At 65.8% G+C, this 15,319-nt stretch carries 11 protein-coding genes; all 11 read left to right on the forward strand.

Annotated elements, in window-relative coordinates:
* Position 1 precedes the first annotated feature (1 nt).
* The 11 genes from GYB81_RS07205 (at position 2) to GYB81_RS07255 (ending at position 15,307) form a co-directional block, all read left to right on the forward strand.
* Entirely contained in the window at positions 2-1,333 is a 1,332-nt protein-coding gene (locus GYB81_RS07205; RefSeq protein WP_161864247.1) for a DotU family type VI secretion system protein, read from the forward strand.
* Complete coding sequence (gene tssM / locus GYB81_RS07210; protein ID WP_161864248.1) at positions 1,330-4,830, forward strand: type VI secretion system membrane subunit TssM; 3,501 nt, start codon at positions 1,330-1,332, stop codon at positions 4,828-4,830. The genes GYB81_RS07205 and tssM overlap by 4 nt, the downstream gene beginning before the upstream one ends.
* Positions 4,827-5,480, forward strand: a complete 654-nt coding sequence (gene tagF / locus GYB81_RS07215) for a type VI secretion system-associated protein TagF (RefSeq protein ID WP_161864249.1) — start codon at positions 4,827-4,829, stop codon at positions 5,478-5,480. Before tssM ends, tagF begins: the two co-directional genes overlap by 4 nt.
* Positions 5,477-6,214 carry a PP2C family protein-serine/threonine phosphatase gene (locus GYB81_RS07220; RefSeq protein WP_161864250.1) on the forward strand — a complete coding sequence of 246 codons (738 nt, stop codon included), beginning with the start codon at positions 5,477-5,479 and terminating at the stop codon, positions 6,212-6,214. Before tagF ends, GYB81_RS07220 begins: the two co-directional genes overlap by 4 nt.
* Entirely contained in the window at positions 6,205-9,228 is a 3,024-nt protein-coding gene (locus GYB81_RS07225) for a serine/threonine-protein kinase (protein ID WP_161864251.1), read from the forward strand. Before GYB81_RS07220 ends, GYB81_RS07225 begins: the two co-directional genes overlap by 10 nt.
* Positions 9,228-9,944, forward strand: a complete 717-nt coding sequence (locus GYB81_RS07230; RefSeq protein ID WP_161864370.1) for an ABC transporter ATP-binding protein — start codon at positions 9,228-9,230, stop codon at positions 9,942-9,944. Before GYB81_RS07225 ends, GYB81_RS07230 begins: the two co-directional genes overlap by 1 nt.
* Entirely contained in the window at positions 9,944-11,143 is a 1,200-nt protein-coding gene (locus tag GYB81_RS07235; protein WP_161864252.1) for an FtsX-like permease family protein, read from the forward strand. Before GYB81_RS07230 ends, GYB81_RS07235 begins: the two co-directional genes overlap by 1 nt.
* Positions 11,136-12,938: a formylglycine-generating enzyme family protein gene (locus tag GYB81_RS07240; protein WP_161864253.1), complete on the forward strand. Its 1,803-nt coding sequence runs from the start codon at positions 11,136-11,138 to the stop codon at positions 12,936-12,938. Before GYB81_RS07235 ends, GYB81_RS07240 begins: the two co-directional genes overlap by 8 nt.
* Positions 12,939-12,991: 53 nt before the next feature.
* Positions 12,992-13,882: a type VI secretion system-associated lipoprotein TagQ gene (gene tagQ, locus GYB81_RS07245; protein ID WP_161864254.1), complete on the forward strand. Its 891-nt coding sequence runs from the start codon at positions 12,992-12,994 to the stop codon at positions 13,880-13,882.
* An 88-nt stretch (positions 13,883-13,970) separates the two neighbouring features.
* Positions 13,971-14,873 (forward strand): Ssp4 family T6SS effector, encoded by a 903-nt coding sequence (ssp4, locus tag GYB81_RS07250; protein WP_161864255.1) that lies wholly within the window; start codon positions 13,971-13,973, stop codon positions 14,871-14,873.
* On the forward strand, positions 14,870-15,307 hold the full coding sequence (locus GYB81_RS07255) for a hypothetical protein (protein ID WP_161864256.1): 438 nt from the start codon (positions 14,870-14,872) through the stop codon (positions 15,305-15,307). Before ssp4 ends, GYB81_RS07255 begins: the two co-directional genes overlap by 4 nt.
* The last annotated feature ends 12 nt before the right edge of the window (positions 15,308-15,319 follow it).

A 15,319-nucleotide genomic window follows, 5' to 3' on the forward strand; every position in this document is an offset into this window, starting at 1 on the left:
CATGACCGATCAAGACGACTGGCTGAACAAGCCGCCAGCACCTCAACCGGCGAACAACGATCGCACCCAGTTCATGCCGCGCCCCGGTGGCCGTGCTCCGCAGGCACCCGCCGAGGCCCCGGCAGCGCCGCTGCAGATGCCGGCAGCGCCACTACCGGCGGGCCAGGCCCGCGGCATGAACCCGCTGGAGCAGGCCGCCGGGCCGCTGCTCAGCATGCTCACCCGATTGCGCAGTACCCTGGCCCATCCCGCACCGGCCAGCCTGCGCGCGCAGCTGCTGGGCTACCTGCGCCAGTTCGAACAGCGCGCCGAGGCCGCCGGTGTGCCGCGCAACGACGTGTTGCTGGCGCGCTATGCGCTGTGCACCGCCCTCGACGAGGCGGTGCTGAGCACGCCCTGGGGCAGCACCAGCGAGTGGGGCAAGCAAAGCCTGCTGATCACCGTGCACAACGAGGCCTGGGGCGGCGAGAAGGTGTTCCAGCTACTCGAACACTGCCTGCAAAGCCCACACGAACGACTCGACCTGCTGGAGCTGCTGTACCTGTGCACCAGCCTCGGCTTCGAGGGCCGCTATCGGGTCATGCATGACGGTCGCAGCCAGCTGGAAGCGCTGCGCGAGCGCACCGCAGCGACCCTGCGCAGCGTGCGTGGCGAGCGCGAACACGAGCTGTCGCCGCACTGGCGCGGGGTCAGCGTGGCGCCGGACAGGCTGTCACGACTGCTGCCGCCCTGGGTCGGCCTGGCCGTGGCGCTGGCGTTGTTGCTGATGCTGCTGATGACGCTGAGGATGATGCTGGCGGCCGACGCCGAACCGGTATTCCGGCAGATCCACGCCCTGGGCGAAGTACCAGTGCAGAGCATCGAACCAGCCGTGGTCAAGCCGCGTGTAGTGGAGCGCCCGCGCCTGGCCACCTTCCTCGCCGACGACATCCGTGCCAACCGCGTAGCGGTCGAGGATGGCGTCGACCGCTCGGTGGTGACCATCCGTGGTGACGAGCTGTTCAGCTCCGGAAGCGCCAGCATCCGTGACGACTTCCAGCCGTTGCTGCTGCGCATCGCCGAGGCGGTTGCCAAGGTCAAGGGCCAGGTGCGCATCACCGGCCACAGCGACAACCAGCCGATCGCCACGCTGCGCTTCCCCTCCAACTGGGCACTGTCGCGTGCCCGTGCCGAAGAGGTGCTGCAGATCCTCGCTGCGCGCACCGGCCAGGCCGAGCGCTTCAGCGCCGAGGGCCTGAGCGACACCGAACCGCTGGCATCCAATGCCACGGCCGAAGGACGGGCGAAGAATCGCCGGGTAGAGATCACCGTACTGGCGGAGGGTGTGGAGTGAAGGCGCTGTTCGGATTCATCACCCGCTGGGTCATCCCGCTGCTCGGGCTGATCGCCCTGAGCCTGATCATCTGGTTCATCGGTCCGCTGCTCAATGCACTGCAGCCGGCCTGGACGCGCTGGACGCTGATCGTCCTGCTGTTCGCCCTGTGGCTCGGCTGGCGCCTGTTCTGGCTGCTGCGCGAACGCCAGCAGGAGCGCAAGGTACTCGACGGCCTGGCTGCACAGGCAGCACCGGATGCCGCCAGCGTGGCCACCGCCGAGGAGCTGGCGACCCTGCGCCAGCGCATGGACGAAGCCCTGGCGCTGCTGAAGAAGGCGCGCCTGGGCGGCGATGAGCGGCGCAACCTGTATCAGTTGCCGTGGTACGTGATCATCGGCCCACCCGGCTCCGGCAAGACCACCGCACTGGTCAACTCCGGGCTGAACTTCCCGCTCGCCGCCCAACTGGGCGCCGGTGCCGTGCGCGGCGTGGGCGGTACGCGCAACTGCGACTGGTGGTTCACCGACGAAGCGGTGTTGCTCGACACCGCCGGGCGCTATACCACCCAGGACAGCCACGCCCAGGTGGACAAGGCGGCCTGGCTCGGCTTTCTCGACCTGCTCAAGACCCAGCGTGCGCGCCGCCCGATCGATGGCGCCTTCATCGCCATCAGCCTGTCCGATTTGCTGCAAAGCAGCGACAGCGAGCGCGCCGCACACGTGGCGGCGATCCGCTCGCGGGTGCAGGAGCTGTATACCCAGCTCGGCGTGCGTTTCCCGGTCTACGTGATGCTGACCAAGTGCGACCTGGTGCCGGGCTTCATGGAGTTCTTCGACGACCTCAGCCGTGAGGAGCGTGCCCAGGTCTGGGGCTTTACCTTCGCCCTGGATGACGGCAAGAGCATCGGCGGCCCGCTGGAGCATTTCGACAGCGAGTTCGTCGCCCTCGAACAGCGCCTCAACGAGCGCCTGGTCGAACGTCTGCAGCGCGAACGCGATCCAGCACGACGCGACCTGATCTACGGCTTCCCGCAGCAATTCGCGGCGATCAAGAGCCTGCTCGGCGAGTTTCTCAACGGCGTGTTCAAACCCAATGCCTATGAGGAGCGCACCCTGCTGCGCGGTGTGTACTTCACCAGCGGCACTCAGGAAGGCAGCCCGATCGACCGCCTGATCGGCGCCATGGCGCAGAGCATGAACCTCGACCGCCAGCACCTGGCCAGGCAGAGCGGCAGTGGCCGCAGCTATTTCCTCCAGCACCTGTTCAGTCGCGTCGCCTTCGCCGAGCGCGGCCTGGTCGGCGTCGACCAGAAGGTCGAGCGCCGCCGCAGATGGCTGGCCATCGGCTCGCTGGCTGCCAGCGTGGCGCTGATACTGGTGGTGAGCACGCTGTGGCTGCTCAGCTTCAACGCCAACCGTGAACATATCGCTCAGGTCGGCGCGCGTACCGTGCCGCTGGAGCAGCAGGTGCGCAGCCTCAGCCCGGCGCAACGTGACGTGCTCGCCGTGCTGCCCCTGCTCGATGCCGTACGCAACCTGGCTGGCGACCCACCGGACTGGGCCAGGGGGCTGGGTCTGTATCAGGGCGACATGCTCGAGGAGCAGGCGGCCAGCGTCTATCGCCGTCTGCTGGTGGCCACCTTCGCCCCGCGCCTGCTCAGCCGCGTGGAGGAACAGCTGCGCTCCGGCGGTGGCACCGATTACCTCTACGAAGGGCTCAAGGCCTACCTGATGCTCGGTGGCGGCGAACATTACGACGCCGAGTTCATCAAGGCCTGGATCGCTCTGGACTGGGATCAGAGCCTGCCGCGCGATTTGCCGGGCGAGCAGCGCCAGGCCCTCGACGGACATCTGCAGGCGCTGTTCGAACGTCGCCCACCGGACGCGCGTCTGGATCAGCGCCTGATCGACGAATTACGCATGCAGCTGCAGCGTCTGCCTCTGGCGCAGCGTGTGTATGACCGGGTCAAGCAGCAAAAGCTGCCGGCCGGGGTCAGTGACTTTCGTATCAGCGAAGCCGCCGGGCGCGACGCCGCGCTGATCTTCACGCGCAAAAGTGGCAAGGCGCTGAGCGACCCGCTGAGTGGCTTCTACACCCGCCGCGGCTACCGCGAAGCCTTCCTCCGCGCCAGCGTCGGCCAGGCCAGCGTGGTGGCCGAGGAACAATGGGTGCTGGGCCGTCAGCTCGACAGCACTCAGGATGCCGTTAACCTGGCCGCCGACGTACGCCAGCTGTACCTGCGCGATTACGTGCAGCAGTGGGATGCGCTGCTGGCCGACCTGGACTTCGTGTCGATCACCAGCGTAGCCCAGGCCGCCGACGTACTGCGGATACTCTCGGGACCGTCCTCGCCGCTCAAGCAGTTGCTGATCGCGGTGGCGCGGGAAACCGATCTGCAGCAGGCGCCCGAAGCCGAAGGCGTGGCCAAGGCCACCGACGAAGGTGTCGACCAGCTCAAACAGAAGCTCGGCTCGCTGCTGGGCCAGACTCCGGCGGGCAATACCGTGGCGGCGGTGACCGAGATCGATCCGGTCAGCGCGCATTTCGCCGAACTCCACAGCCTGGTCAGCCAGGACCCATCGGCGCCGATGGCCATCGATGGCCTGCTGGCGGATCTCAACGAGCTTTATGTGCAACTCAGCAGCATGGTCGGAGCCAGCGGCGAGGCGCTGCTCGGCGAGGCGAAGAACCAGGCCAGTGCTGCAGCGGCGAGGGTCAACCTGACGGCCGCACGTCAGCCGAAGCTGGTTCAGGGCCTGGTAGGTTCGGTCGTCGCCGCCAGCACCAACAGCATGATGGGCGGGGTGCGCAACCAGCTCAACGCCGCCTGGCAAAGCGATGTGGTCAATGTCTGGCGGCAGTCGCTGGCCGGCCGTTATCCCATGGTGCCGGGTAGCCAGCGCGATGCCACCCTGGATGATTTCGGCCAGTTCTTCGGCGTCGGCGGGGTCATGGACAGCTACTTCCGCAAGTACCTACAGCCCTACGTCGATACCTCGGCACGCAACTGGCGCTGGCAGCCGGGCGCGGCGCAGAAGCTGGGCATCTCCGCCGGCGTGCTGCAGACCTTCCAGCGCGCGGCGCTGATCCGCGACGAATTCTTCCGCAGTGGCGGCCTGCAGCCCAGCGTACGCTTCGAACTCAAGCCGGTAAGCATGGACGCCACCATCAGCCAGTCACAGCTCGATCTCGATGGCCAGCTGATCGGCTTCGACCACGGTCCGAGCCGCCCGGTGGCGGTGCAATGGCCGAACCCGAGCAGCATCGGCGTGGTACGCCTGTCGGTATCGCCACCGGTGGAAGGCGGGCGCTCGGCCCTGACCCTGGAAGGGCCCTGGGCCTGGTTCCGTCTGCTCGATCAGTCCGAGCTGATTGGCGGCGCCTCGCCGGATCGCTTCAACCTGCGCGTACACCTGGATCGTTCCAGCGTTGCCTACGAACTGCGTGCCAGCAGTGCCTTCAATCCTTTCAAGAGTCGCGCAGTGGCCGGCTTCACCCTGCCGGAGCGGCTATGACGATAATGGGTTTCTACGGCAAGGTCGCCAGTCGCGGCGACTTCATCGAACGCAACCTGCCGAAGGACTTCCAGCGCAGCTGGGACACCTGGCTCTCCGCTGGCCTGCAGGCCAGCCGGCAACAGCTCGGCGAACACTGGCTGGACGCCTACCTCACCAGTCCACTGTGGCGCTTTGCCCTGGCGCCCGGCGTGTGCGGTAGCGAGGCCATGGCCGGGGTACTGATGCCGAGCATCGACCGCGTCGGCCGGTACTTCCCGCTCACCATCGCCTGCCACATCCCCGGCGGGCAACCGCTGCAGGCCTTGCAGGCAAGCGAATCGTGGTTCGAGCGCATCGAGAACCTGCTGCTGAGCACCCTGGAAGAGGGCGCCCGCTTCGAAGACTTCGAGAGCGAGGTGCAGCGCCTGGAACCCTTGCCGGACACAGTGACACCCGCGTACGACGAGGCGCATGGCCTGCAACACTGGCCGGTGGTCGATGCACCGGGACGCCTGGCAGCGCTGGCCGCCCAGGCCTGCAGCGGCGCCAGTCTGTGGTGGGGGCGTGGCTCGCAACGCATCGCGGCCGGCCTGCGCCGTTGCCAGGGACTGCCGCCGACCCAGTCCTTCGCGATTTACCTGCTGGGGCCGGAGGTAGTCGCGCAATGACTGCAGTGCATTACCGATCAGCAGCCTACAGTCATGTCGGCCTGGTTCGTCAGATCAATGAAGACGCTTATCTGGAGCGACCCGAAGCCGGCCTCTGGGTCGTCGCCGATGGCATGGGCGGACACGCCGCCGGCGATTACGTCAGCAGTCTGATCGTCGACAGTCTGCGCAACCTCAAGGCAAGCGACAGCCTGAACGACTACGAGCAGGTACTGCGGCATACCCTCAGCCAGGTCAATGCGGCGGTGCGCGAGCAGACCCAGCTGCGCGGCGTAAGCATGATGGGCAGCACCGTGGTGCTGATGGCGACGCGTGGCGACCGCGGCCTGTGCCTGTGGGCCGGCGACAGCCGCCTGTACCGGCTGCGGGCAGGCGAGCTGCAGGCGGTTTCGCGTGACCACAGCTACGTGCAGGACCTGCAGGACAGCGGCCTGCTCAGCGAGGCCGAGGCGCGCCTGCATCCTCGCGCCAACGTCGTCACTCGCGCCGTCGGCGTGCAGGACCAGCTGGAACTCGCAGGCAGCCAGTTCGAGGTTCTCCCCGGCGATACCTGGCTGCTGTGCAGCGACGGCCTCACCCGTACGGCCGAAGACCACGAGATCCGCGATGTACTGGCCCATGCCGACCCCTATCAGGTGGTACGCAGCCTGGTTCATCTGGGCCTGACCCGGGGCGCGCCGGACAACATCACCGCCATCGTCATCAAGACCAGCGAGCCCGCCTCATGGACCTGAACATTCCCGGTTTCGACATCGAAGGCGTGATTGGCGAAGGGGCCATGGCCACCGTCTACCTGGCGCTGCAACGTTCCCTCGAGCGCAAGGTGGCGTTGAAGATCATGGCTCCGGCGCTGGCGGCCGATGCCTCGTTCTGCGAGCGCTTCCTGCGCGAAGGCAAGACCCTGGCACGCCTGGCGCACCCGCACATCGTCACCGTGCACGACATCGGCAACGTCGGCGAGCACTACTACATGGCCATGGAGTACCTGCCCAACGGTACCCTGCGCGAGCGCATCGCCGCCGGCCTGAGCCCTGAGCAGGGCCTGCAGTACATCCGCCAGATCGCCTCGGCGCTGGGCTACGCCCACAGCCAGGGCCTGATCCACCGCGACGTGAAACCGGCCAACATTCTCTTTCGCGCCGACGGCACCGCGGTGCTGTCGGACTTCGGTATCGCCAAGTCGCTCGACGACCGTACCCAGTTCACCCAGGTCGGCTTCGCCGTCGGCACGCCCAACTACATGAGCCCCGAGCAGGCGCGCGGTCTGGATATCGACGGCCGCGCCGATCTCTATGCGTTGGGCGTGGTGCTCTACGAAATACTGGTCGGCGAACTGCCGTACATGGGCACCGACGCCCTGTCCACGGCGCTGGCGCACCTGACCCAACCATTGCCGGAGCTGCCGCTGCAGCACAGCCGCTATCAGACGCTGCTGCAGCGCCTGCTGGCGAAGAACCCGGATGAACGTTTCAGCAATGCCGGAGAATTGCTGGCCGCGCTCGATGCCCAGCCGGCACCCGACTCGGATGCGACCGTGATCCGCCCCGCGTTCACCCCGCAGGCCACGCTGGGCGCGCCCTCGACTAGCGAGCTCGGCGATCTGCAACCGGTCTCCATCGAGATTCCACGCAGCGCACCGACCCCGGCGCCGACCGTGGCACCCGTGCCGACAGCCACTGCAGGCAGCGTAGCAGCGCGGCCGTCCAGTGTTGGTAGCAAGGGTCCACGCATGGCGCTGCTGGCGGTGGCCGTAGCCGCCGCGCTGGGTCTGGGTGGCGGCGCCTACTGGTGGCTCGCCCAGCCGTCTCCGGTGGTGGCGTCGGACAACCCGCCGCAGCGCGACGAACAGCCAGTCGCAGACACACAGCAAGTGGTCGACACGGGCGAAGCCGGCGAGCATCCGCTGCTCATGCCGGGCAAGAAGACCCTCTACCAACGCATTCTGGCCAAACCCGGCGCGCAACTGCTGAACGCTCCCGGCGCCGCCAGCGGCGAAGCGCTGCCGCCCTTCTCGGTGCTCTACGTGTACGCCAAGCGCAGCCAGGACGGCCAGACCTGGCTGCAGGTCGGTGCGGCCAGCGATGGCCGGGTGCAGGGCTGGATCGCCGCCGACCAGGCTGCCGACTGGAAGCAGAGCCTGGTACTGAAGTTCACCGAGCGCTCCGGTCGGGCACCTGTGCTGTTCATGCAACAGGCGGCGGACGTGGAGCGCCTGATCGATCGCACCAGCCAGGCTCGCGAACTGCTGCTCAAGGCGCAGAACGACCCCGAGCAGGTACCGCAGGTGGTGGCGCTGGAGCCCACCGCCAGCGCGGTGCCTCAGGATCAGTTCTACCTGATGCCGATCTTCGACTTCCGTGAGGCCTTCGATACCGAGGGCCGGCCGGTGCAGCTGCTCAACATCGCCTCCATCGATCCCGGCAACGCTGCGCAGTCCCAGTCGGCTGCCGGCAAACCGGCGGTAGCCGCCGATTCAGGCTTCCGCACCGGCATCGTGCTGGTGGTCGACACCTCGGTGTCGATGCAGCCCTACATCGACCGCGTGCGCCAGGTGGTCAGCGAGCTGCAGAGCCAGCTACAGGCACGTGGCGAACTGGACAACGTCAGCTTCGGCCTGGTCGGCTATCGCAACAGCACCGAGCGCACTCCGGGTTTGCAATACCTGAGCAAGACCCTGGTCAGCCTGCAGGAGGGCAGCGACCCGCAGCGGTTCCTGCGCGCCGCCGAACAGGTGCAGGCGACCAGCGTGTCCAGCCATTCCTTCAACGAGGATGCCTTCGCCGGCATCATGCAGGCCGTCGAGGGCATGGACTGGTCGAGTTATGGCGGGCGTCTGATCCTGCTGGTCAGCGATGCCGGCGCACTGCGCAAGAACGACCCGTACAGCAGCACCCGGATGAACGAAGCCGAGGTGCGCCAGGCCGCACTGAGCAAGCAGATCAAGATCTTCGCCCTGCACCTGCGCACGCCGGCCGGCAAGGCCAACCACGCCTCGGCCGAGCAGCAGTATCGGGTGCTGACGGCCGACAGCAACCCGCAGATCGGCGACCTCTACGTCTCGGTACCAGGCGGTGACGTCGAAGCCTTCGGCGAGCGCGTACGCGAGATCGGCTCGACCTTCGCCGAACTGGCGCAGCAGATCCGCGCACAGCAGGCGCCCGTGACGCCACAACTGGCCGGCGGCGCCAACCTGGCGGCCAAGTCGCAGGCCATCGGCTACGCCATGCACATGGATTTTCTCGGCCGCCGCAGCGCCAGTCAGGCGCCACAACTGGTCAGCGCCTGGACCGCCGACCGCGATCTGAGCAATCCGAACCTGCCGACACTGCAGGTCTGCGTGATGCTGACCAAACTGCAGCTCAACGACCTGCAGCAGTCGCTCAAACTGATCGTCGACGCCGCGCGCAAGACCAAGACCTCGCCGGCCGACTTCTTCAGCGAGATCGCCAGCGCCAGCGCCTACATGAGTCGTGACCCCGCTGCACTGCGCCAGGGCGCCAATCTGGCGCAGAGCGGCGTGCTCGGTGAATACCTCGACGGCCTGCCGTATCGCAGCAAGGCGCTGAGCATGACCCAGGATCTCTGGCTGTCGCTGTCGGTGGCCGAGCAGGAGGACTTCATCGACGAGCTGGAGTCGAAGATTCGCCTCTACGAAACCTTCCACAACGACATGGCCAACTGGGTGCGCTTCGGCAACGCCGAGCCGGGCGACGCCCTGTACCGTGTACCGCTGTCGACGCTGCCATGATGATTCGCCTGCAGCAGGTCCTCAAGCAACGCGGCCAGGGCGCACAGCGCTACAGCCTGGCCATCGAGCGGTTGCAGCTGCAGGCAGGCGCGCAGGTGGCGCTGGTCGGACCCAGCGGCTGCGGCAAGAGCACGCTGCTCGATCTGCTGGCCTTGGTGCTGGCTCCGGATTCCGCCGAGGCTTTCGATCTGGAGCTGGCCGGCACTGTCAGCGATATCTCCGAGCTGTGGCGGCGGCGCCGGCAAAGCCAGCTGGCGCAACTACGCAGCCGGCATCTGGGTTACGTGCTGCAGGCCGGCGGGCTGCTCGGCTTTCTCGACGTACGCGGCAACATCGCACTGCCCCGGCAACTGCTCGGCATGCCGGACAACGACCAGGTACAGCGTCTGGCACAGGCGCTGGATGTGCAGGAGCAGCTGGCCAAGTATCCGGCGCAGTTGTCGATCGGCCAACGGCAACGAGTCAGCTGCGCACGGGCGCTGGCACACGGGCCGCAGTTGTTGCTGGCTGACGAACCCACTGCGGCGCTGGACCCGCTCAACGCCGAACGCGTCATGCAGCTGTTGCTCACTCAGGCCGCAGAGACCGGTGCGACCTGCGTGGTGGCGACGCACGACGAAGCGCTGGCACAGCGCGCCGGCCTGCACATCCTGCGCATGAGTTGCCGGCGTGACGCCGACGGCGGTGTCAGCGCCCATCTGGAGCAGGCTGCCTGATGCGCCCGCTGCTGATCGCCAGCCTGGCCTGGCAGGACTACCGCCGCGAAGCACGCCTGTCGGCCTGCGCCGTGCTGGCTCTGGTGGCGGTGATCGCACCGCTGCTGGTGCTGTTCGGCCTGAAGTACGGCCTGGTCGGCAGCCTTACCGAGCGCTTGCAACGCGATCCTGCGGTGCGCGAGATCATCCCGCTGGGCGGTACGCGCCTGCGGGCAGAGTTCATCGAGGCGCTGAGCCAACGCGAGGACGTCGCCTTCGCCATTGCACGTACCCGCCAGATCGCGGCCACCAGCGAATTGCAGGTTGCGCCAGGGGAGGCCAGGGTCAGCGTGGAGATGCTGCCGACGGCGCCCGGCGATCCGCTGCTGCAAGGCCTGCCGGTGCCGCACACACTGCAACAGGTGGTGCTCAGCCACACCGCTGCCGAAAAGCTCGGTGTCACACCCGGCAGCCAGCTGCAGGCCCGCTTCGGACGGCAGCGCGGCAACGACCTGCAGTGGCAGCAGACCACCCTGCAGGTGCTGGCGGTACTGCCATTGTCCGCCTTCGAACGCGATGCGCTGTTCGCGCCGATGGTCCTGCTTGAGGCTGTCGAGGATTACCGCGACGGTCTGGCTGTACCTGTATTGAACTGGCCCGGCGCGGCAGCGACCCAGGCGCCACGTATCTACCCGGGGTTTCGTCTGTATGCACGCACGCTCGAGGACGTCGAGCCGCTGCGCCAGTACCTCGCCGCACAGGATATACAGGTAGTCACTCAGGCAGCGCAGATCGCCCAGGTTCAGGCCCTGAGCCGCAACCTCGATCTGTTGTTCTGGCTGATCACCGCCCTGGCGCTGGGTGGCGCCGTAGCGGCAACCAGTGCCGGCGCCCTGGCCGCGGTCGAGCGCAAACAGCGTGAACTGGCGGTGCTGCGCCTGCTGGGCTTCGGCAGCGGCGCGCTGCTGCTGTTTCTGATCATTCAGGCGCTGTACAGCGGCCTGTTCGCCAGTGTCCTGTCAGCCCTGCTGTACCGACTGGCAGAGGGCGGTATCAACCATCTTTTCATGCAGGCGCCTGGCGATCACGCCAGTCGTCTGCTGCCCGTGCACTATCTGTTGGCCCTCGGTGCCGTCCTGCTGGCCAGCGCCCTCGCCGCTGCGCTGGGCGGCCGGCGGGTGGCCCGCATCGACGCCTCTCAAGGAATTCGCGATGTCTGACTGTCGTTTCGCTGCTTCCGCCCTGATGTTCGCCACACTGGCCCTGGCGGCCTGTTCGCCGGGCGACGAGCCACCAGCGGCGAATAAAGCTGCCACACCTGCACCGGCAAAAACCGAGGCGCCACGCGAGCTCGATGCGGAGCAGCTGGCCAAGCTGGACAACCCCAAACCTTTGCCGGGTGACGTCAGCCTGCCGCTGCCTTGTGGCGGAGAGATGGTCTTCCGCCACGTTTATGTTCTGACCCAGGGCAGCCTGGATGATCGCGAAGTCAGTCTGGGCTATCCATTCAGCGAAGGAGAGGCAGGCTACAAGCAGTCCTTCATTTCCGGCTATCGCCGCGACTTCATCAATGGCCAGTTCAGCCTGCAGGATCTGGCGCCGCAGTGGCAGCAACAGATTGCCGATCGTTTACCCAGGATCGACGCCGGCAGCCCGCTCAAGCCGATGATGTACTTCATCGGCAAGTACGAAGTCACCGCTCGCCAGTACGCCCAGGTCATGGCCCAGGCTCAATCGCTGGCCGGCGGCGAGCCTGCCCCCGCTTGCGCACCGGTCACCGATATGAACGCACGGCTGCCACAGGTGAAGCTGTCGCGATTCGAAGCCGAACGCTTTGCAGCGGTCTATAGCGCCTGGCTGCTGGCCAATCACCGTGACCTGCTGCCTGTCAGCGGGCGGGGCAGCAAGGCCGAGGAGGGCGGTGCTGCGTTCGTTCGCCTGCCTACGGAGGTCGAATGGGAATTCGCCGCCCGCGGCGGCTCGGAAGTCAGCCGCCAGGAGCTGGAGGCGCGGCTATTCCCGCGTCCGGTCGAAGGCAGCGACGACGATGGCCCGCTGGGCGAATGGGCCGTGTTCAACCAGGTCGCAGGTGGTACCGGCCAGGCACCTCGACTGATGCCCATCGGCACCAGGAAAGCCAACCCTTTGGGTTTGTTCGACGTGATCGGCAATGCCGCCGAGATGGTTCAGGAGTCCTTCCAGCTGGTCAGTGCCGGGCGCCGCCAGGGCACCTATGGCGGCTTCGTGGTCAAGGGCGGCAACTATCTGGAAGGCGAGGGCACGCTGTTCACCGGCATGCGCCGCGAGTACCCGCTGTTCGGTGCTGACGGCAGCGAGCAACGCAACGAGACGACCGGCTTTCGTGTCGCCATCGGCGCCTTGTCTGCGCCGCGCTCGCGCTACGACGAGCTGTTCGCCCAGTGGCAGAAGCAGGGCCGCCTGGCCGGCCTGACCGATGACATCAATGCTGACGATGACCCGACCCAACGCCTGGACAGCATCATCGCCAGCGCCACCGACCCGCGCCTGCAGGCCGAGCTTGGGCTGGTCAACGAAGAGCTCAAGCGCAACGTCTCGTTGATCGCCCGTCAGCGCGAAGAGGCGGCCGGCAACCTGATCCAGTCCGCAGCTCTGGTGGCCGAGACCATCAACAACTACAACATCCGCCTGACCAACCTGCGGCAGAGCCAGCGCCAGGCGCAACAGAACAATGACGCCGCCTCGGCACAGATATTCGCGGGTGCCATCGAGAACGGCACCAAGGCGCTAAACGGCGCGGTGGCCATCTACATCGACAACATGGCCAGCGGAACCCGTTACACCAACGCGGTGATCCAGGCGCAGTTCCAGCGTATCAAGGAAGAGCTCGCGCGCAAGCCGGTGATCGGCAACAGCCTGGTCAACCGCGCCACCCTGTTCGTCAACCACGTGGCGCTGTATCGCGCCCAACAGCGGGCCGAACCGGCCGAGATCCTCAAGCAATTGCTGGCAACGCAAGCGGTGCAGCAGCCGTGAACGTGGCCAGCCGTTCCACAACCATCAACTCAACACCAGCAGAGAACCTAGCTATGCGTCCATCCAAACCGCACCACACCTTGCAACCTCGCAGCCGCATCCTGACCCTCGCTGCCATCGGTTTCACCTCGATGACCGTACTGATCAGCGGCTGCTCCACCTCCGCAGTCAACCGCGTCGGTAAATCCACCGAGGTGACCTATTACCCGAGCTGCTACCAACCGGTACAGCACCTGCGTGACACCGACTCGAACCTCACACGTTCGGTCGCCACTGGCGCCGTGCTTGGCGCAGTCGGCGGCGCGCTGACGGGTGCCTTGACTGCCGACAAGGAAGACCGCAAACGCAACGCCGCCATTGGCGCTGCCGGTGGTGCCCTGGTTGGTGGCGCAGCGGCCTATTACACCTCCAAGCAGCAACAGATCAGCGACGACCGCCAGCGCATCAGTGCTTATTCCACCGACATCAATACCAGCGCCAGCACCTTCGACCGCAGCATCGCCTACGCCGAAGCCTCGCAGAGTTGCTACCAGAAGGAGTTCACCAACCTGCTGGCGCAACGCAAATCCGGTGCTGTGAACGAAACCGAGGGTCGCAAGCGTCTGGCCGAAATCATTGCCGGACTGAACGAATCCAACAACCTGATCACCGCCGTCAACGGCAAGGCTGGCGAGAACCTGGACAACTACACCCAGGCTTACGAGGCGGATCTGAAGAACGTTGGCGTCGAGCGTGCAGAAGTGATCAAGGTTGCCAAGGCCCCCGCCAAAAAAGCGACCAAGGTGCCCAGCGAAGCGATCAAGACGGAGCAGGTTCTGCAACAGGCCGAGGCCAAACAGGCCAAAAGCAAGCAGGTGGCCATGGCAGGTAACTCTCAGGTCAACAGCATGTGCAATAACCCCGACATGGGTGACTGGGCGCCGATTCCCTGCCCGAACGTCTGAGTCGACGTGACTCGATGAAACGAAGCTCCGCTGGTTCCCCTTTCGTGGTGGAACCGGCGGCTATCGGATTTTTTACCAAGGAGGGCCAATGTCCGACTACCTGATCGGGTTGCAAAATACCCCATCGCAGATGATGGCAAGACGGCGCATCGAAGCCATGATCGACCTGCGCAGGCTCTATGCCGCTATCGACGCCGACCCCGCCATCGCCGGTGCAGGCGTGGTGTATATCGATGCCAGATTCAACTCGGTGACCCTTCGCGAGTTCACGCCGATCTGCAGTATCAGACCCAAGCGCATCATCATTCGTGAAGCTCAGCGCAACGTGTCACCACAGCAATTCGTTCAACAGGTGCAATCCAATCCGCGCGAGTCGCGGCTGGTGGCAGAAAGCGTCAATACCACGCTGGCATGCGCAGGTGCAGTGCTGGGCTGGATCGCGATCATCGGCGGCACGGCCATCGTGCCGTTCACTGGTGGAGCGAGTCTGGTGATCACGACATTGGGCGTAGCGGCGGCATCGGCGAGCTCCGTGCAGTGTGTGGCAGGTGCTGCTCGCGTCTATACCGAAGTGAACAACCCGGAAGCACTCGATAGGCTGGATAGCCAGCAATGGTACCAGGACGTATCCAGAGCGCTGGATATCATCTCTCTCGGTGGCGTCGCTGGGGCTGGGGCCACGATCCTGCGCGTTATGAACATGCGCAAGGCTATGACGGGACGAAGCTGGTACCAAAGCCTGAATGGCCTGAGCCGCCAGGAACGGCGTCGGTTGACCAACGAAATCCTGGAGAACCGCAACCCGGCCCTGACTCCCGCGCTGCGCAAGGCACTGCAGAGCAGCGGCGAACTACCTAAACGCTTCAGCACCAGTGAGATCTCGTCAACATTGGCGATCAATATCAGAGATGCGCTGGGTGCCGGGATCGGCTTGCTCGGCAGCAGCATGGTACAGACTTACGCCATCGGTCTTTACGAGGAGCTGGAGTGAAGCAAGGACTCGATTTTCTCTCGATACTGCGCCGGCACTTCCCGGTCTTTATCGCCGCTTTCTTTCTGGCGCTTTTTTCCCTGGCGATCTGTCAGATTCTGCTGCTGGAAGTCTATCCACCGAGCCTGGATGACTATGGCATTTACATGATGCTAGGCAGCGGCGGCATTTCCTTATACCTGTGCGCGGCAAACCTTCTGGTGATTCGCGGTCGCCCCTGGGCGGTATGGCTGATTGTGACGGCCATGGCTGCGTGCATGCTGGTGATCGTCGGGCACTGGGGCAGGCGAGCGCCAGGCCTGCTGTATTCCATCGGTCTGCTGCTGCCTTTGAGTACCCTGCTGACCCTAAACAGCAAGCGCTACCGTGCCATGCTGGCGGCCATGGTGGAAGTACGAGGGCAGCGCGCTGCGTGGCGTAAGCGCTACAAATAAGAGCACCAAACC

This window comes from Pseudomonas yangonensis (genome assembly GCF_009932725.1).
GTDB classification, from domain to species: domain Bacteria; phylum Pseudomonadota; class Gammaproteobacteria; order Pseudomonadales; family Pseudomonadaceae; genus Aquipseudomonas; species Aquipseudomonas yangonensis.